General features: G+C 39.9%; 17 protein-coding genes and 3 riboswitches. Of the genes, 8 read left to right on the top strand and 9 right to left on the bottom strand.

Annotated elements, in window-relative coordinates; all coding sequences use genetic code 11:
* Positions 1-42 precede the first annotated feature (42 nt).
* The gene (locus HPT25_RS05350) at positions 43-690 is read left to right on the top strand and encodes a copper homeostasis protein CutC (protein ID WP_173060995.1); all 648 of its coding nucleotides are present in this window, start codon (positions 43-45) and stop codon (positions 688-690) included.
* A gap of 147 nt (positions 691-837) precedes the next feature.
* On the opposite strand, the gene HPT25_RS05345 is transcribed toward HPT25_RS05350, so the two are convergent.
* Positions 838-1,515 carry a TerC family protein gene (locus HPT25_RS05345; RefSeq protein ID WP_312857271.1) on the bottom strand — a complete coding sequence of 226 codons (678 nt, stop codon included), beginning with the start codon at positions 1,513-1,515 and terminating at the stop codon, positions 838-840.
* A 355-nt stretch (positions 1,516-1,870) separates the two neighbouring features.
* Positions 1,871-1,955: riboswitch (cyclic di-GMP riboswitch) on the top strand.
* A gap of 124 nt (positions 1,956-2,079) precedes the next feature.
* Here HPT25_RS05345 and HPT25_RS05340 point away from each other — a divergent pair.
* The 5 genes from HPT25_RS05340 (at position 2,080) to HPT25_RS05320 (ending at position 6,817) form a co-directional block, all read left to right on the top strand.
* Complete coding sequence (locus HPT25_RS05340; protein WP_173060990.1) at positions 2,080-2,313, top strand: hypothetical protein; 234 nt, start codon at positions 2,080-2,082, stop codon at positions 2,311-2,313.
* A gap of 88 nt (positions 2,314-2,401) precedes the next feature.
* On the top strand, positions 2,402-2,632 hold the full coding sequence (locus HPT25_RS05335) for a DUF2187 family protein (RefSeq protein ID WP_173060987.1): 231 nt from the start codon (positions 2,402-2,404) through the stop codon (positions 2,630-2,632).
* A 198-nt stretch (positions 2,633-2,830) separates the two neighbouring features.
* Positions 2,831-2,918, top strand: a riboswitch (cyclic di-GMP riboswitch).
* A 24-nt stretch (positions 2,919-2,942) separates the two neighbouring features.
* Complete coding sequence (locus HPT25_RS05330; RefSeq protein WP_173060984.1) at positions 2,943-3,296, top strand: response regulator; 354 nt, start codon at positions 2,943-2,945, stop codon at positions 3,294-3,296.
* A gap of 170 nt (positions 3,297-3,466) precedes the next feature.
* A complete protein-coding gene (locus HPT25_RS05325; RefSeq protein WP_173060981.1) occupies positions 3,467-5,887 on the top strand; it encodes a sensor domain-containing protein in 2,421 nt (806 codons plus the stop codon).
* Positions 5,888-6,187: 300 nt separating this feature from the next.
* Positions 6,188-6,817 carry an FMN-dependent NADH-azoreductase gene (locus HPT25_RS05320; protein WP_173060978.1) on the top strand — a complete coding sequence of 210 codons (630 nt, stop codon included), beginning with the start codon at positions 6,188-6,190 and terminating at the stop codon, positions 6,815-6,817.
* A gap of 538 nt (positions 6,818-7,355) precedes the next feature.
* On the opposite strand, the gene HPT25_RS28275 is transcribed toward HPT25_RS05320, so the two are convergent.
* From HPT25_RS28275 to HPT25_RS05295, 6 genes are all read right to left on the bottom strand, one after another.
* On the bottom strand, positions 7,356-7,574 hold the full coding sequence (locus HPT25_RS28275) for a hypothetical protein (protein ID WP_217269636.1): 219 nt from the start codon (positions 7,572-7,574) through the stop codon (positions 7,356-7,358).
* A gap of 115 nt (positions 7,575-7,689) precedes the next feature.
* A complete protein-coding gene (locus tag HPT25_RS05315) occupies positions 7,690-8,388 on the bottom strand; it encodes a YjjG family noncanonical pyrimidine nucleotidase (RefSeq protein ID WP_173060975.1) in 699 nt (232 codons plus the stop codon).
* Positions 8,375-8,848: a DMT family transporter gene (locus tag HPT25_RS05310; RefSeq protein WP_173060972.1), complete on the bottom strand. Its 474-nt coding sequence runs from the start codon at positions 8,846-8,848 to the stop codon at positions 8,375-8,377. Before HPT25_RS05310 ends, HPT25_RS05315 begins: the two co-directional genes overlap by 14 nt.
* 12 nt (positions 8,849-8,860) lie before the next feature.
* Positions 8,861-9,550 carry a Crp/Fnr family transcriptional regulator gene (locus HPT25_RS05305; protein WP_173060969.1) on the bottom strand — a complete coding sequence of 230 codons (690 nt, stop codon included), beginning with the start codon at positions 9,548-9,550 and terminating at the stop codon, positions 8,861-8,863.
* Positions 9,551-9,575: 25 nt separating this feature from the next.
* Positions 9,576-10,001: a DMT family transporter gene (locus HPT25_RS05300; RefSeq protein ID WP_173060966.1), complete on the bottom strand. Its 426-nt coding sequence runs from the start codon at positions 9,999-10,001 to the stop codon at positions 9,576-9,578.
* Positions 10,002-10,469: 468 nt separating this feature from the next.
* Positions 10,470-11,984: an MDR family MFS transporter gene (locus HPT25_RS05295; protein WP_246277145.1), complete on the bottom strand. Its 1,515-nt coding sequence runs from the start codon at positions 11,982-11,984 to the stop codon at positions 10,470-10,472.
* Positions 11,985-12,295: 311 nt separating this feature from the next.
* Positions 12,296-12,380, top strand: a riboswitch (cyclic di-GMP riboswitch).
* A gap of 83 nt (positions 12,381-12,463) precedes the next feature.
* Here HPT25_RS05295 and HPT25_RS05290 point away from each other — a divergent pair.
* Positions 12,464-14,407, top strand: coding sequence for a bifunctional diguanylate cyclase/phosphodiesterase (locus HPT25_RS05290; protein ID WP_173060960.1), 1,944 nt, complete (start codon positions 12,464-12,466; stop codon positions 14,405-14,407).
* Between the two features lie 67 nt (positions 14,408-14,474).
* Here the strand turns inward: HPT25_RS05290 and gltC are convergent, their stop codons facing one another.
* Positions 14,475-15,383, bottom strand: coding sequence for a glutamate biosynthesis transcriptional regulator GltC (gene gltC, locus HPT25_RS05285; protein ID WP_173060957.1), 909 nt, complete (start codon positions 15,381-15,383; stop codon positions 14,475-14,477).
* A 109-nt stretch (positions 15,384-15,492) separates the two neighbouring features.
* On the opposite strand from gltC, the gene HPT25_RS05280 reads away from it, so the two are divergent.
* Positions 15,493-16,743: a cation:dicarboxylate symporter family transporter gene (locus HPT25_RS05280; protein WP_173060954.1), complete on the top strand. Its 1,251-nt coding sequence runs from the start codon at positions 15,493-15,495 to the stop codon at positions 16,741-16,743.
* A gap of 72 nt (positions 16,744-16,815) precedes the next feature.
* On the opposite strand, the gene HPT25_RS05275 is transcribed toward HPT25_RS05280, so the two are convergent.
* On the bottom strand, positions 16,816-17,727 hold the full coding sequence (locus HPT25_RS05275) for a DMT family transporter (protein WP_173060951.1): 912 nt from the start codon (positions 17,725-17,727) through the stop codon (positions 16,816-16,818).
* Positions 17,728-17,757: the final 30 nt, after the last annotated feature.

The following is a 17,757-nucleotide window of genomic DNA, read 5'->3' as shown; positions in this document are numbered from 1 at the left end:
AAAAAACGTTTATAATGGGAATAGAAGGGAAGGGGTGTTTCAATGTTAAAAGAGGTGTGTGTGGAGAATTTCTCAGTAGTTCCCGAGGCGATCGCACGTGGAGCAGGACGTATTGAATTATGTGACAATCTTTCAGTAGGCGGCACGACGGCCAGCCATGGAGTGGCGCTACAAACCCTTCAATACTGTAAAAGTAAAAATATAAAAGTAATGGCGATCATAAGGCCAAGAGGAGGAAACTTCATTTATAATGAAGCCGAGATCCAAATCATAAGGCACGATCTTGCTCATTTCAAAAAGCTGGGAGTAGACGGAGTGGTCATTGGCTGCCTGAACCAGTCTGATTGGATCGATGAAGAAGCCATGCTTATTTTACTAGAAAAGGCAAATGGTTTGGATATTACCTTTCATATGGCTTTTGATCAAATCAAACCGGAATATCAATTTCGTGCGATTGATTGGCTGGCAGAGCATCGAGTTCAGCGGATCTTAACACACGGGGGACCATCCGATACATCGATTGAATCGAACCTCGATAGGTTGAAGGAGTATGTAGAATACGCAGCAGGCAGACTCCTTATATTACCTGGCGGCGGCATCACAGATCAGAATCTGAACCTTGTAGCCAAACGATTGAACATTAATGAAGCCCATGGAACGAAAATAGTCGGCAAACTCACGGTCTTTTGAAATTGCTTTCTTTGAACCCTTTGTAAAAATAAAGGGCGGAGATCATATAAATGAACAGAAAAATGGCGTGTAAACTGACAACAGTTTTGACACGCCATTTTTGGGTTTTATTAATCAAGCAAAATGGAATAGGTAACGCATTTTTTCTTACCTTTCTTTTGCTGTTTTGATCTTAGAAGTTAAATATCCCAAACCAATTACAAGAACTGTAATCGTAGTAGGAATCATTAAATGGAAATCTTGGGGAAGAATATCCTCGAATTTGGGTTCTCCCACCATCATTTCACCCGCTGTCCAAGCTAATATACCAGCACCAGCGTAAGAGATGATTGGGTACTTTTCCATTGCCTTTAATATTAATTGGCTGCCAAAAACAACTAGCGGAATACTAACAATCACTCCAATGATGATACCGGCTATATTACCTTCCACCGCCCCAGCAATAGCTAGAACATTATCAAGGGACATGATGGCATCAGCAGCAATAATGGTTTGCACGGCGGAAATGAAACTGGAGCCGCCTTCTTTATGAAAGTCTTCCTCATTACCTAGTAGAAGTTTTATGGCAATATAGACTAGAAGAAGGCCGCCTACAAAAGTTACGAAAGGTAAGCGCAGCAGGTAAACAATTGCTACTGCAAAAATTAAACGTAAAATAATAGCTCCAAATGTTCCCCAAAAGATGGCTTTCTTTTGTTGCTTCTTTGGCACATTACGTGATGCCATGGCAATTACAACGGCGTTATCTCCACTTAATACAATATTGATTAAAATAACCTCCAAAAGAACCGCAAAAGACAAACCGAAAATCTCCAAAATATTCACCTCTGGAATAAGCTGACTAAGTCATAATATTAATTGGAAGCTTAAAAAAGACCTAGTTTGCGGTATTCCGTTAATGAAATGAATAATAAATCCTAAACGGACTTCAGTAGGTATTTTAAAGAATTTTGCTTTCAGGGGCCTTCTTAATAAATGGAGTGTGAATTGACACGCGTCGTTTACTTATTTTTCAATGTTTTTAGTGCAAATTAACGAGTTTTGGCATTGCAATAGATCCCCTTTTTTATAAGCTATGTTCAGTTATTTATTGGAATATAAGGGATGAGTGAATTTTTTGTAAAATTATGTCGAAAAAATGTTGAAATTATCTTAGTTAGATTTTACTATTATAGTATAAAAATGAAAAAGGCAAACTTTTCGAAAGAAAAGGACGCAAAGCCACGAGTCTAAGGTCTTATGACTATGATCGTCGGGTTGCCAAAAAGACCGGATACTAATGTTTGAAATCATTAACCTCTACAACATAATTGGTTAATTAGTCCGCCTCTTTTTGGAGGCTTTTTTATTTATTTAAAATAAAAACCAATAGAAGAGTAGGTGTGGAAATTGAAAGTGTTATTTGGTTCTGTAGAGTATTTTGAAAGAGAAATGATAAGTTTAGCCAAGAGGAAAAAAGTTGAAAATTTAGCATCTAATCAAGTGAAGGATATTCACTCAGAAATCAAATATGATTTAATTCATGATTTTATTTGTGATGTAAATATTAAAAAAGAGTGTTTAATGAATCTAAACCTAGCAAGTGAAAGACTTCTTAATAAATATCAGACTCAATTAGGATGACTATGAGTTTCTATTATTGAAAATTCATATAAACAAATTACCTAGTCAAAAAGATAAAACTGATAAATTAATGTATGGAGTAAATAAAATGTCAAAAATTAAAAAGCAACAGGTAATAAATGCTAAAGTGGGAGATATCGTTACTTTTAATAGAAAATATATTGCACATGAAGGTGTCGTTTACCAGGTTAGAGAGAAAAGCGTCCTTGTAAACATTTCGAAGGATTCCCAAACTTACTTGGGGTATGAAAATAGAAATACGGTGGTATCTCACATGAATTATACGATCTTACTTAATCACAATGTTGTTAATGAGTAAAAAGTAAGAGATATAATTCTATATAAACTCCTTTGGGACTCATCTGAATTTTATTAAATCGAAAAAGCGCTCTTGAATTAAGCACTAGTGATACTTATGCACTTCTTTTCCACATGTATCTTTCATGTGTTCAGGATATCAATCGTTCCCATTAATATACCATATTTTGCCCTCTGTTTTTTACGGTGCTCGAAATGTATACTTAAAATGCACATACTTTACCAAAGTAAAGGGCGCAAAACCACGGTCCTAAAACGCTTGTAGTCATGGCAGCCAGGTTGCCGGGAAAATCCTGTTAGAGGTGTTTGCAATGAAAAAAGTTCTCATTGTCGACGATTCCAAATTTATGAGAAATATGTTAAAAACGCACCTGAAAAAAAAGGACTGCTTAGAAATTTTTGAAGCGGAAAATGGAGCGCAGGGCCTTGAATGGTACAAGATCAATTCTCCTCATATTGTCATTATGGATATTACTATGCCAGTGCTAAACGGGATCGATACCCTTAAAGAGATCATGAAAATAGATCCAAAAGCAAATGTTGTTATGTGTTCAGCAATGGGGCAGAAATCGATTATTCTTGAAACGCTGAAAATTGGTGCAAAGGATTTCGTCGTAAAACCATATTTTAATAGTATTCATTCTATTATAGAGAAATTTTGTTAAGGGGCTAGTAGCAATAGTAGTCCCTCTTTCTTTAAATTCTCCATATTTTTTCTACATATTTTTGTTCTTTTCGGCAGTTTTTGATAAATTTTGATAAATTTTGACGGAATTTATGCTATTATCCATTATAGGAGCATCAAGGCTATTGCGGAAGAGGGTGGCATTTTCAGATGAAAAAATCGTTAATCAAACAAAATTATTTCAAACTTTTTTCAAAAAGATGGATTGCCATCCTTTTATTATATTTTATTCCTGCCGTATTGGATTTAGTGGATCCTTTTGATCTGCTGTTTCATAATATTTTTTGGTTTTTCTACTTAATTCCAACCTTAATTATGACTTTTTCCTTTGGGACCCAATATGGATTCATAGCCACCGGAATTGGATCGACGATTCTTTTCATCATAGAATCCATCCAACGAGACGATCTTATACACGAAGAATTCATCGCGTTTGTAGAGTTAACAATTGTGAATATATTGATTACGGTTGTGGTTGGGCTTCTTGTTAAAAGAATTAATGAAAAACAAGCTCAATTGAATGAAACGAAAAATCTATTGGAAAGTATTTTTAATCATTTGGATATTGGGATTTGGTCATTAAAAGAGGGACAAAGTTTTTTGAAATCAAAGGGGATTGAAAAAATTTATCAAATGCCTCGTGAATACATGATTTCAAACAAGAATTTTTGGAGGGAAGCCATTCACCCTGACGACCTCTTTATTACCAATGTGATTGGTGAAAAGATTAAACAACAAAAGGATTATGAGTACGAGTACCGAATTATCCGGCCAAGCGGTGAAGTCCGCTGGATGCGTGATCGCGGGGTGCCGGTCTTCGACGAAAATGGGACATTGATTCGATATGATGGCACAAATGTGGATATCACCAGACAAAAGGAACTGGAATTTCAATTAAGAGAATCTGAGGAAAAATATAAAAGCCTGCTGGAAAACATGTTGGTAGGTGTATTTTTAATACAAAACAGTGAGCTTGTTTACGTGAATAACTGGTTAACCAATATTCTTGGTTTAACAGAAGAGAACTTGCTGGGGACTAATTTTTTCGACTATATTATGGATGAAGAAAAGCAGCATTTAATCAGTGAATTTAAGAAGTTGATAGATGGAGAAACAGCGTTTTTGGTGGAAAAAATTCAGTTGAAATCGAAGTCGGGAAGCTCTATTTATCTTGAATTGCAGTCGGTGTTAACCACCACTAATGGATCCCCAGGTATCATTGGGATCGCGTTGGATGTAACGGATGAATTGAAAGTTAAGGCGGAAATCGAACATATTGCCTACCATGATTCTTTGACTGACCTTTTTAATATGAATTATTTAACTCATCAATTAACCCATGAGTTTATGTTAAATAAGGAAAACCACATTCCTTCCTGTTTGATGTTCTTTAATTTGGATCGGTTCAAATTAATCAATGAATCGTTCGGCCACCAAATAGGGGATCAAGTGTTGAAAATGGTCGCTGAAAAGCTGCAGAATCTGACACAGCCTGAAGCAAGAATTATCCGCGCGGGCGGCGATGAATTCATCCTTTATTTGCCTTATATCAATTCTGATCAAGCAAAAAGCCAGGCAGAAGTTATTTTACAAGAATTTTCGAAGCCGATTTACCTTGAAGAAATGGATGTCCGTCTATCTGCCAGAATGGGAATAACGGTGGTACAAGAGGAAGATTTGATCGAGGATGCGATCCGAAAAGCCAGCTCTGCCCTACACTTTTTAAAAGAAGATGGTCGGAATCGATATCAATTCTATTCAGAAGAATTTGTGAAAAAAGCGAACCGCAAACTTTTGATTGAACAAGGTTTACGGAGAGCGCTCGAGGAAGAGTTGTTGGAAGTGTTCTATCAGCCGAAGCTGGATCTCAATACCAATCAGATCACCGGAATGGAAGCTCTTTTACGATGGAGCGATCCGATTCTTGGGTGGGTTTCGCCAGCAGAATTTATCCCGATTGCGGAAGAAACCGGGTTGATCAATCCAATAGGAAAACGGGTGTTAGAAGAAGCATGCAGGCAGAATTTTGAGTGGAATCAATTGGGGTATACTTCCATGCATGTGTGTGTGAATATATCTAGTAAACAATTTATCCAAGATGATTTTGTTCATATGATTGAACTCATTTTACTGGAAACTGGTCTTAAGCCGGAATGTTTAAACCTCGAAATAACCGAGGGAATTGCCTTATATAATATAAAGGAAACGATTAATAAATTGCTGGAATTAAAGGAACTGGGTGTCAGTGTTTCGCTGGACGACTTCGGAACCGGCTACTCTTCCTTAAGCTATATTAAATCATTGCCTATTAATTTCTTGAAAATTGACCGTTCATTTATTACGGACATATTCTCTAATCACCAGGATGCGGCTATCATCAATGCGATTATTTCCTTAGCACACTCTCTGGACTTTAAAGTAGTAGCAGAAGGCGTCGAAACTGAGCAGCAGCTCGAGCTTCTCGCCAAAATGGGATGCGACGAAATCCAAGGCTACTACATCGCAAAACCCATGGCCCCAGCTGACTTTAAAACTTTTCTATGTAACAACATTATCAAAACTTTCGTTTAAAAACCCCGGTGCCTATTCACTGGGGTTTTCATTTTGGCCAGGAAAAGTATAACCTTCCTATAAGGAATATGAGCACTGAGGAATGCTTCTTGAGTATTAGCCTCGCAGTCGAAAAGCTGTACTTTTCGGCGGCCACGCCTCTTTCTTCGTTCTGTTGGGGTTTCGAATCGGCGAATTTCCAAATGGTGCCTGACACCATAGTTGGAATATGAGCATTTCGTTTGACGCTTATCTCGGAATTATATATTATTAATTCGAGATATTTTAATATTGAATTTCAGAAAAGGGGCTTTATTAAATATGAATATTTTAGTTGTTAAAGGAAATAACCGTCCAGCTTCAGAAGCAATTTCAAGCAGAATGTATGAAACATTCGTTGAGAATTTACAAGGCGTGAATGTCACTACTTATGATGTTTTTGCAGAGGATATGCCGTATTTCGGCCAAGACTTGTTCAACGCTTTCGGTAAAATGCAATCAGGTGCAGAATTGACAGATGTGGAACAACGCATTTTAGCAGCAAAACAAAAAGCAATGGATGCTTTATCTGCAGCAGATGTAGTAGTATTCGCATTCCCACTATGGAACTTCACAATTCCAGCAAAATTACAAACATTTGTTGATTATGTTTTCCAATCCGGCTTCACTTTCAAATACAATGAAAATGGCCAGTTAGAAGGTTTAATGAAAGGCAAAAAAGCGATCCTTCTAAGTGCGCGCGGCGGCGTTTACTCTACACCAGAAGCAGCTCCAATGGAAATGGCTGCTACTTACATGAAAAACGTTGTCAGCTTCTTTGGAATGGAGTTAGAAGACGAAATCATTATCGAAGGTCACAACGCAATGCCTGACAAAGCTGAAGCGATCATTGCTGAAGGACTAACAAAAGTAGCTGAAGCCGCTAAACGTTTATCAAAGGTGACAGTATAAAGGAAACCGAGGGATTTTGTCCCTCGTTTTTTTTGTGTTTTTGGGAAGAGAGAGAAGCGGATTTCCGATTTATTACTGATATAAAAAGCCCTGAAGTTTCGCGGGCAAACTGGAGAAGTTGGCGGAAATCCGCCAGCCCCCGGCGGAAACTAGGCCAGAGCAGGAATGGAAAATAGCAAACTAAAAGGGTTTGGCGGAAAAGATCGGGAGTTTGGCGGAAAAACAAGTAAAGATGGCGGAAAAGTCCAGAAGTTTGGCGGAAAAACTGGAGAAGTAGGCTGAAATCCACCTGCACCCGGCGGAAACTAGGCCAGAGCAAATATAAAAAATAGCAAACTCAAAGGGTTGTGCGGAAAAATTCCGGAGTTTGGCGGAAAAACTGGAGAAGTTGACGGAAACCTACCAGTCTCCAGCAGAAACTAGGCCAGAGCAGCTATGAAAAATAGCAAACTAAAAAAAGTTTGCCGAAACCCCCAGCATAGATCCGTCCCAAGTCAAGATGGTTATCCTGGTAAAAAATGCTATAATAGAATGGCAGCTAAATATTGTGTGGGTGGCCGGTTGTTATCTTCTTTTCTTTTGGATAAGGAAAGGAGGTGATAATTTGGAGTTTTTTCTTGAGATACTGCGAGAAGTTCTGAAGGGGATTTTGCGTGAAATAAGCGCCTATATCATTCGGAAATTTTTCCTGGACAACAAGAAAACCACCCCGCGCCGTCGGAAGCAAAAGGGTGGTTCCCGAAAGTATTAGTTTCACACAACCGCCGCTCGGACGGTAAAGGCTGCTGGGAGAAGTGTTAGCGCACTTCTCCTCTTTATTATATTTCCATTATATACAAATTTATTCCCTTTGCCTAGTGGAAGAGATGCGGCTAGCCTCTTTCTACATTTAAAATGCCATACAGCTCTTCCAGTTTACGAATTTGATAGGTTGGTTGGATGCCCATCTCATTTGGCTTCATGCCAGGATTAAACCAGCAAGTGTCCAAACCTGCTGCTTGACCCCCGTATATATCGGCACTTAGAGAATCGCCAATGATCAATGCCTCTTCCACAGAGAAATCGGGTATTCGCCCAAAAGCAAAATCAAAAAACTCCTTCATCGGCTTTTGAAAACCGGTGGCCTCTGAGACAAAAATTTCCTTGAACAGAGGGTGGAGTCCTGACAAACGCAGGCGTTTATCCTGGGTTTTCGACACACCATTTGTGACAATATATAAATCATAATGATGCTGCAAGTCTGTTATCATTTCCAAGGCACCATTTACTAGCTGATGTCCTTCCTCCAGGTAGCTGCGATATTCGTTTTCCAATAAGGCGCCATCAACCTCACGCGAAAGTTCTCGAAATAATAGTGAAAAACGGGTATTCACGACCACATCGCGAGACAGTTTTCCTTCTTCGTAGGATTTCCAGAGACCTTGGTTTATTTTTTTATAAAGGTCTTCGATTTCAGACGTCAGAGGGATTTCCTGTTGCACAAACAGGGAGCGGAGCGCAGCTTTTTCCGCTGCAGCAAAATCTAATAAGGTGTCATCCACATCGAAAAATAAAGCTTTATATTTTTTCAAAAAGATCTCTCCTTGTTTTTGAACGTTCACCACCAGCTTTAAATATCATAATACCACCCGTGATGATCAGAACACCAAGCAAATGAGTAAACGAGAACGGAACTTTCTCCAGTCCCAGCCAGCCTTGTGAGTCCCATAATAAGGCGAGAGCTAATTGGGCGGTTAAAACGATAGAGATGGCGTAAGTTGGGCCGAGTCCCTTCATGCCTTGAACGATACAAAAGACCACTCCGACGCCAATGATCCCGCTGAACCAGTACCATGGTTCCATATGCTTCAAGACGAATAGCTGCTTTCCTTCGAAAAAGAGTCCAAACGCTAGAGAAGCGAGAAAGCCCATGCCCAAGACCAATGCAGTGGTTGCCCATGTTCCCGCGCGTTCATCTACCTTGCTGTTAAAAATATTCTGCAGACCGACGAGCGAGCCTGCAACTACTGCCAAAAGCAGTCCCATCATCATGAGCATTCACTCCTATTCATAGATGTTTTGGCCAGCTAGTGCCATTAAGCCTTCCCTGTCTTTTACTAGGATATAACCTTTGTGGCGTTCAATAAGCCCTTGAGTACAAAACTGTCCGATGACGCGATTCAGATGGCGGTGGCTAGTTCCAATTAAGTTCGCCGCATCCTTAATCCGGATGTTTAGCTGATGGAACTCGCGGGTGTCTTCAAACGTCATCGACAATAAATAACTCGCCAGGCGTACTTCTACTGGATAAAGCAAATTGAAGCTTAAAGATTGAGATTTGATCGTAAATTTTTGCGTAATAATATCCAATAAAAAATTCAGTAACGGCGCATGATCATTTCCGTATTTCTCCAGCCAGCTGTGATGAATTCCGATCATACAGACAGGCGAAACGGCCTCTACCGTATTAATAAAATCAATTTTTCGGACGTATTCAATATCGCCGATCACTTCCAGCGGTTTTTTAAACGAGAGAATTAAGATTTTCCCCTCTGTTGTGGTGTTATACACTTTAATTTTTCCTTCGACTAACACATATAAAAAATGGGCCGCATCCCCTTGGGAGCAAATTAATTCTCCTTTTTCAAAGTAGTACAGTGATAAATGCTGCCTTAATGGAACGGGAAAGATGCTCTCCATTTGATGGAGGTGCAAATAGTGATTCAATTTCTCAAGATCTTGTATTTCCTTCATACCTTTGGAACCCTCCAAGTAGTTTTCAAAACCCCAGTAAAACGACACCGGCAATCATCATGCCAATGCCAATAAACTGTGGCAGTTTCATCTGTTGTTTCGCCACGCCAAACCAGCCATTGCTATCTATTAAAAAGGTGATACACAGCTGGGCTATCAGTATGGATGCAATTGAAAGGGTCACGCCAATTCTTTGGATGGATGTGACATTCGTGAATATAATAATGGCCGCGAAGGCGCCGCCAATTAGAAATAAAGGCTTCACATGTTTTAAATTTCTCCAGGTTTTACCTTTGGAAACCGTCAAAATCAGCAGCGCTGCAATAAATCCAGTCAGCTGGGTAAGCGTCGCTGCCTGCCAGGTGCCGATATCATCACTAATTCTAGTATTAGCCACTCCTTGCAAGGTAATAAAGGCTCCGCCTAAAAAAGCAAATAAACTTCCTTTCATGGTCGTTCTCCTCTATTCAATACTTTAGTTTTATTAAAAGATAGATGGGGGTGATTGTGAAGGACATATGTCCTCATTTTGAAATTAAGGAGTAGACCGGCGACACAATTATCACTAGCCAAAGAAGTATGCGAAACGTTCATCTATGTATCTAACAGATCAGTTTAAAGAGCAAAAAAATAGCCCTCGAGAGAAACTCTCTCAAGGGCTTCAGAAAAAATATAATAAGGGGGTCTATGAAAAACTTCATCGTTTTCATATTCGAATTTTACCCTATGAAACTTAATAAATTATTAATTTACATAAGTTTCTTCTTAAATTCGGTGTTGGGCCAGCATATTCGGGAATGAATGCTACTATTTCCTTGTCAGTGACACGACTGATTTAGATCAGCTATAATCCCTGACTTTGCCATTAAGTTAAAATACCTCCCCTGCTATCACTGGCAGGAAAGGTATCGAAGATTGATCAGTTCACTTGTTTTTGCTGTTCCATCACTTTTTGATGGGAAGGCAGGAAGATGGTAGCCAATATGCTTGCAATGGCAATGATAAAGATTACGATAAAGACTTGATGAATCGCGTGTGCGAGTGCTTGATCGATTAGTTCCCTTAGTGCAGGCGGGAGTTTCAACATAGAATTTGATGAACCGCCGCTGGACTGCAGGAAGCTGCTGATATTGCCTGCATGACTACCAGCATTCGCTGGCATGTGTGATTCAGCATATTTGGTAACAGATGAGTTAAACAAACTGCCTAAAATGGTAATCCCAATGGTTTGCCCGAGTGAACGGACAAAGGAGTTGGAGGCGGTAGCTGCCCCGCGCATCTGCCAGCCAACTGCTGACTGGATCAGAACCGTTGTTGGAGTCACAGCGTACCCCATTCCAAAGCCGAGAACAATCATGATGCCAACAAAATACCAGTATGGTGAATTTAGTCCAACGGCCAATGTCCACGCTGTTCCCAACGATACGAGAATCACGCCAATCAGTGCGGTCTTCTTAGAGCCGATCTTGTACATATACCTTCCTGCAAAAGTGGAAGCTAACGGCCAAGCAAAGGACATCGGCATTAATGTCAGGCCTGAGCTTGTGGCGCTGTGGTTCAGGATCGTTTGAATCCACATTGGTAAATAGACGTTGACTCCAATCAGTACGAAACTGATAAAAAATCCAATAATGTTTGATACGGCAATGACCGGATTTTTAAATAACGAAAGGGGCAGCATCGGTTCTTCCACCTTCGTTTCAATCCAAAGGAACAAAAGAATACCAATGGCTGCGACAACAAATAACAGTATAATGGTAGAGCTTCCCCAGGCATATTTGGATCCGCCGTTCAGCAAAGCATAAAGCAGAGCTGAAATCCCGGCAGTAAACACGAGGGCACCCAAATAATCAATTTTCTTCGACTTGCGTTCAAAGTTTTCGTGTAAAAACATTATGACAAGAATGAGTGAAATGGCACCGACAGGTACATTTATGTAGAAAATCCATCGCCATGAAAAGTGATCGACGAACATTCCGCCGACAAGAGGACCAAGGAGACCTGCGATCCCCCAGACGCCGCTAAACACACCTTGCATTTTAGCTCGCTGTTCACCTGGGAAAATATCCCCAATAATAGTAAATGTGATCGGCATTACGGCACCGGCGCCAATTCCCTGAAATGCCCGGAACCAGATAAGCTGATTCATTGTTTGTGACATACCAGATAATACAGATCCAAGTACAAATAAAACGACCCCAATGCTAAAAATGACCTTGCGGCCGAAAAGGTCGGCCAGCTTTCCATAAATGGGTGTTGTCACGCTTGTTGTCAGTGTGTAAATCGCGAATACCCAGCTGTAAAGACTCAGTCCTTGCAGTTCACGAACAATATGTGGCATGGCCGTACTGACCACTGTTACGTCAATGGCCGTTAAAAATGTAGCGACCATCATGGCGACAGTAACCATCGTGCGATTGGTTTGATGACTCAAATTTGTTTCTCCTTTCATTAATCGAGAGGCAGTGTGCCTCCCTATTTTTGTGCGAATTCTATAGCCCCCACTATATTGAACAAAAAGTTCACATTTACATTATGTATGAAATGTGGAGATAAATTCAATGATGATTTTTCGTGTCACGAAAAAATGAAAATAGGTATATCTATTGTAAAAAGTATGACAATGGCATGGCCTTACTTAAATTTAATACAAAAATATACTAAATTCGACACACATTTGTAGAAATTTGTAGTATTATAGAACTAGATGTTTTTTCTAACCCAAAACAATCTAGCAACAGATCTGAATGATAAAGGCAAACTCATCGAAAGGTGAGGACGCAAAGCTCCAGACCTAACGGGTAAAACCTATGGTGGCTGAGTTACCAAAGGAAATGTTATTTTTCAAAGTTATTTCCTTTTGGAGATAACTTTTTCTTTTTATAAGGATCATGAATTTAGAAGTTATCTTGTATGTTTACTTCTTGGGAGGATGCATCATTGGAATATGCAGGCAGGATGGCAGCTTCTCTGCCATATGTGTTGATTACTGTTGGATTTTATTTGCATTATCATCATCTGAATAAGCCTTATGAAACTTTTTTAAATTTAAGTGTCGGAGTTTTCTCGATTATTATTGCTTGGTTTTTAGGAAAACAATTCGATAAGGCCAGGTATCTTCTCAAAGTACTTGCCTACAACAATACGATATTATTAGAGAATGAATGCCAGCTCCTTCAACAACAAGAACAATTAGAGCTTGTCATCGATAATGTTAATGCTTCGATCTGGCATTTGGATTTATCGACCAATCGCGTGATCGTTTCGAAGGGAACGGAATGTCTTTATGGCTACTCAAAGAAGGAATTTAAGCAAGAACCTATGCTTTGGAAAAAGGTGGTCCATCCAGACGACAAAACGATCATAGAGTCCTCCGAAAAAGAATTATTTGAAGGAAACATAACGAGTCGTGAGTATCGGATTATCCAAAAAGATGGAGAAACGAAGTGGGTAAGGGGTATTATCAAACCTTTAGTGGATTCCTCGGGGGAAATAACCAATTTAATTGGCATGACGATAGATATTAACGATCAGAAAATAACCGGGGAAAGTATAAAATACTTGGCCTATTATGACCAGCTCACGGATTTGCCAAATCGAAATTATCTTTTTACATGCTTTTGTGAGAAATTGGAAGAATGCAAGCAGCAAAATTTGCAGTTGGCAATCCTGTTTATGGACTTGGATTCCTTTAAAATGGTGAATGACACGATGGGGTATTTAGCAGGCGACCATTTTCTCCAGGAGGTTGCCAAAAGATTGAAGTCGTGTGTAGGAGAACAGGATCTTCTTGCCCGTTTAGGTGGCGATGAATTTATCGTTTTAATGAATGCGGCAGATAGGGAACAGGTGGAACTAGCTGTCCAACGAATCCAAGATGTCATTTCATCCTTTATTCTATTAAAAAAAGAAAAAATCTATTCTTCTATAAGTATAGGAATCAGCTTATTCCCTAATGATGGCGAGGATATTCAGCAATTACTCAGAAAAGCAGATCAGGCCATGTACTCTGCGAAAAAGCAAGGGAAAAACAATTTTCAATTCTATACAACGGCGTTAGATGCTGTCCACCAAAGAAAAATGGATTTAGAAATGGGGCTTCGAACAGCCATAGAAAAGAATGAGTTATTCCTGCAATATCAGCCACAAGTAGAATTGGAAACAGGGGAGATCAAGGGAGCAGAAGCTTTATTGCGTTGGCATCACCCCAAATTTGGAAATGTTTCGCCGGTTGAGTTTATTTCTATAGCAGAGGAATCGGGGGTGATTCTTCATGTTGGAAAGTGGGTTCTCCAAACCGCCTGCAAGCAAATAAAAAGGTGGCAGGAAAGAGGCATTTTTATTAAGGTATCTGTGAATGTCTCGCCATTACAGTTTAAAGATAAACAATTCGTGGAAATCTTGAAACAGACACTTTTGGAAAATCAACTGTCACCGGAATTTTTAGCAATAGAAATAACAGAGTCTGTCATGCAAAACGTTAAAGAATCCTCGATTATATTGAATGAATTGAAGAAACTAGGAATCAAAATAGCTATGGATGATTTCGGAACGGGGTATTCTTCACTAAGTGTTTTGAGCCGCTTGCCGATCGATTATGTGAAAATAGATAGATCATTTGTAAAAGACGTTATTACAAACACAACTGTTGCAACATTAGTAAGAACAATTATCAACATGGGCAACAATTTAAATTTCCAATTAATTGCGGAAGGGATCGAAACGAAAGAACAGGCTGCTTTCATTTTTAAAAACGGCTGCCGATTTGGGCAAGGATACTATTATAGTAGACCAATACCAGCAGAGGACTTAGAGGCATTATTTCATAAACAAGATCCAACGATCCGGATCATATAAAAATCACTATGGAATGGGGACAACCAAATTGTTTTGGCTGTCCCTTTTCTCTTCACTAAGGTCATTATCATTCTAATGACCAATGATTTAATTTTTTAAAGTAGTCGAGGACAAATTCATGAAACAATTTTTCCGAAGGAGAGAGCTGCCGGTTGGTGGGGATGACAATTCCCACGGTTCTTTTAACCTCGGGATCTTGGATTTTTAAGCTGACGGTTCCTTCAGGCAAACTTCCGAAAAGCGTTGTCTGTGGCAGAAGTGTGACGCCGATTCCAGCCGAAACAAGACCTTTTATCGCGTCCAAATCCTCGCCTAAATAAGGCGTGTGCGGCCGAAAACCTGCTTGATGGCAAGCATTCACTACGATTTGCCGAAGAACAAACCCTTCGGGGAAAAGAACAAATGCATCATGCTCTAATTGATATAAGGCCAAACTTTGTCTATCTGCCAGTTCATGTGTTTGGGGCAAGAGGGCGACAAAAGGCTCTGAGAAAAGGATATCGGTTTGAATATCTGGATCACTGGGCGGCACAGGGCCAATGAACGCGATATCGATCTCACGTTTCTTGATCGCCTCCGTGAGAAAATCATAGGCTCCCTGCCGCAAATGAAATTGAACATCCGGGTGAGCTTTTTTAAAAGCAGAGATGATCATGGGCAGGGTGTTGCTTGCCAAGCTGGAGGGAAAGCCGATCCGAATGGTCCCGCGTTCCGGATTCAAATATTCTTGGATCAGCTGTGCAGCGTTGTCAATTGCCTTTAGCGCCAGCATGGCTTGATCGGCAAACGTTTTTCCAATGGGGGTTAACTTGACGTTGCGGCCCTCTCTTTCAAACAGCTCCACTCCCAATTCCTTTTCCAATAGGCCTACCTGGCGGCTGACTGCTGACTGGGCTACATGTAAATTTTCTGCAGCAATTGAAAAATGCTCCTGTTTTGCCACCTCAATAAAGTACTTTAATTGTCTTAGTTCCATTCTATCACCATTCTATCTCATTTTGAGATTAATTCTATCTAAATTATATATTGTTAATATGGATCTGGAAATATAAAATAAATACATAGAGAAAAAAGGAGAGCTAAACATGAAAAGAATTGGGTTGGCGTGGCAAATTTTTATAGGATTAATACTTGGAATTGCGGTTGGAGGCATATTTTATGGGAATCCCCATGTGGCTCAATACTTGCAGCCAATTGGCAGTATTTTTATACATTTAATTAAAATGATCGTGATACCTATCGTTGTTTCCTGTTTGATTGTCGGTGTTGCTGGTGTAGGTGATATGAAGGCACTTGGGAAACTCGGCGGGAAAACCATTCTTTACTTTGAAGTGATTACAACTATTGCCATTGTGGTGGGGCTTTTGGCAGCAAACCTGTTCCATCCGGGAACAGGAGTGGATCGTTCACACCTAAACAAAACAGATATTAATGCTTATGTGACAACAGCGAAAACTACGGAGTCTCATTCGATGGTTGATACGTTTGTGAATATTGTTCCAACGAATATCATTCAATCTTTAGCGAATGGAGATATGCTGGCGGTTATTTTCTTTTCGGTGATGTTTGGATTAGGCGTAGCAGCTATTGGAGAGAAAGGGGCACCGGTTCTTCAGTTTTTCCGGGGAACGGCTGATGCAATGTTCCAGGTGACCAATCAAATTATGAAAGTGGCCCCGCTTGGTGTTTTTGCGCTAATCGGTGTAACGGTCTCAACATTCGGTTTATCTTCCCTTGTTCCGTTAGGGAAATTAGTTCTTGTTGTTTATGGATCGATGATTTTCTTTGTGCTTGTAGTTATGGGGCTTGTTGCCAAGATTGCCGGTTATAATATTTTTAAACTGATAAAATATTTGAAGGACGAATTACTGCTGGGTTATTCTACAGCAAGCTCAGAAACTGTGCTTCCAAAGATCATGGAAAAAATGGAGAAATTGGGCTGTCCGAAGGCCATCACTTCTTTTGTTATTCCAACTGGTTATTCTTTTAACCTGGATGGTTCTACACTTTACCAAGCTATTGCGGCTTTGTTTATCGCGCAAATGTACGGAATTCATTTGAGTATTGGTCATCAAATAACATTGGTGTTGGTATTGATGCTGACGTCAAAAGGAATTGCTGGAGTGCCTGGTGTTTCGTTCGTAGTATTGCTTGCCACTCTTGGCAGTGTGGGAATCCCTGTTGAAGGCCTTGCTTTTATCGCAGGAATTGACCGGATTCTGGACATGGCTCGTACAGCCGTTAACATTGTGGGAAATTCACTTGCTGCCCTTGTGATCACGAAGTGGGAGAGCAAGAAATCGGGGGCCGTTGCCGAAAAGAAAGCGGCGGTATAAGCAGCACTAGAAATAAAAAAAGGATGATTCCCGATGAATCATCCTTTTTTTTGTCGAAAAAATAGTAGCTTTCTAAGCAGCATCATTTCTGCTGGATTTATTGCTTGTTGTCACTCTGGTTCCAAAGAAAATAGCTCCCAATACGCTTAAGATTCCCAGCGATTGACTCCAGCCAAATGGTTCTTTCAGGATCACAATACCGGCCAATGCGGCTGTCACGGGAAGGAATCCTGTGAATATCCCGGCGATATTTGCTTTTACCTTTGTAACACCCTGATACCAAAGAATAAACGATAGGACACTCGCGGTTACGGCATAATAAATGATCAGCAGCCACATGGAGAAGGTGAGGTTCATAAAGTTATAGTTTACAGTCTCTTTTATGGCAAAAGGCATGAATAATAGAAATCCGATGATATTGACCCAAACAGCCATTTGAACCGGAGTGAAGAGATCAGAGAGTTTCTTGGCAAAAATCGTAAAAAGTGCTTCTGAAATAACAGCACCGAATACAAGGGCATTTCCAAGTAAAAAAGAATGAGGGTCTGTGTTTGATGATGGTGCTTGATAGGTAATGATGGCAATTCCCAAAACAGAAAGACAAATGGAAAATGCCTGAACGACAGACATTTTTTCTTTCAAAAAGAAAAACGATAATAAAGCAATAATGGCTGGAACTGTACTTGTAATAATTCCAGCTGCAGTAGCGGAAGTATACTGGACTCCATGTAACATCAGGACGCTAAATAAAAAAACGCCAAAAAACGCTTGTAAAAATAAAATCCCCCATTGGCTCTTTTTCCCCGGAACTCTCTTGGTCGTCTTACTCATCCTTGACATGGGAATTAAAAAAAGCAAAGCAATTAAAAATCTGATTTCCGAAAAAAGAAAGATCGGAACATGTTCAACAATTATTTTCCCCACTGCTACATTGGCTCCAACGAAAGCCATTGCTAAAGCAAGCTGAACGTATGCTAACTTCAAATTTTCCACCCCTGTTCAAATTGCAAATAA

Source organism: Neobacillus endophyticus, assembly GCF_013248975.1.
Lineage (GTDB): Bacteria > Bacillota > Bacilli > Bacillales > Cytobacillaceae > Neobacillus > Neobacillus endophyticus.
This window is presented reverse-complemented; position numbering and strand designations above follow the sequence as displayed.

What these genes read in the sequence shown, in the direction of transcription:
- HPT25_RS05330 (WP_173060984.1), top strand. Translation starts at nt 2,943, where the DNA reads ATGAAAAAAGTTCTCATTGTCGACGATTCCAAATTTATGAGAAATATG.
- HPT25_RS05320 (WP_173060978.1), top strand. Translation starts at nt 6,188, where the DNA reads ATGAATATTTTAGTTGTTAAAGGAAATAACCGTCCAGCTTCAGAAGCA.
- HPT25_RS05350 (WP_173060995.1), top strand. Translation starts at nt 43, where the DNA reads ATGTTAAAAGAGGTGTGTGTGGAGAATTTCTCAGTAGTTCCCGAGGCG.
- HPT25_RS05335 (WP_173060987.1), top strand. Translation starts at nt 2,402, where the DNA reads ATGTCAAAAATTAAAAAGCAACAGGTAATAAATGCTAAAGTGGGAGAT.
- HPT25_RS05325 (WP_173060981.1), top strand. Translation starts at nt 3,467, where the DNA reads ATGAAAAAATCGTTAATCAAACAAAATTATTTCAAACTTTTTTCAAAA.
- HPT25_RS05310 (WP_173060972.1), bottom strand. Translation starts at nt 8,848, where the DNA reads ATGATGATGGGACTGCTTTTGGCAGTAGTTGCAGGCTCGCTCGTCGGT.
- gltC (WP_173060957.1), bottom strand. Translation starts at nt 15,383, where the DNA reads ATGGAACTAAGACAATTAAAGTACTTTATTGAGGTGGCAAAACAGGAG.
- HPT25_RS05290 (WP_173060960.1), top strand. Translation starts at nt 12,464, where the DNA reads ATGTTTACTTCTTGGGAGGATGCATCATTGGAATATGCAGGCAGGATG.
- HPT25_RS05300 (WP_173060966.1), bottom strand. Translation starts at nt 10,001, where the DNA reads ATGAAAGGAAGTTTATTTGCTTTTTTAGGCGGAGCCTTTATTACCTTG.
- HPT25_RS05305 (WP_173060969.1), bottom strand. Translation starts at nt 9,550, where the DNA reads ATGAAGGAAATACAAGATCTTGAGAAATTGAATCACTATTTGCACCTC.
- HPT25_RS05280 (WP_173060954.1), top strand. Translation starts at nt 15,493, where the DNA reads ATGAAAAGAATTGGGTTGGCGTGGCAAATTTTTATAGGATTAATACTT.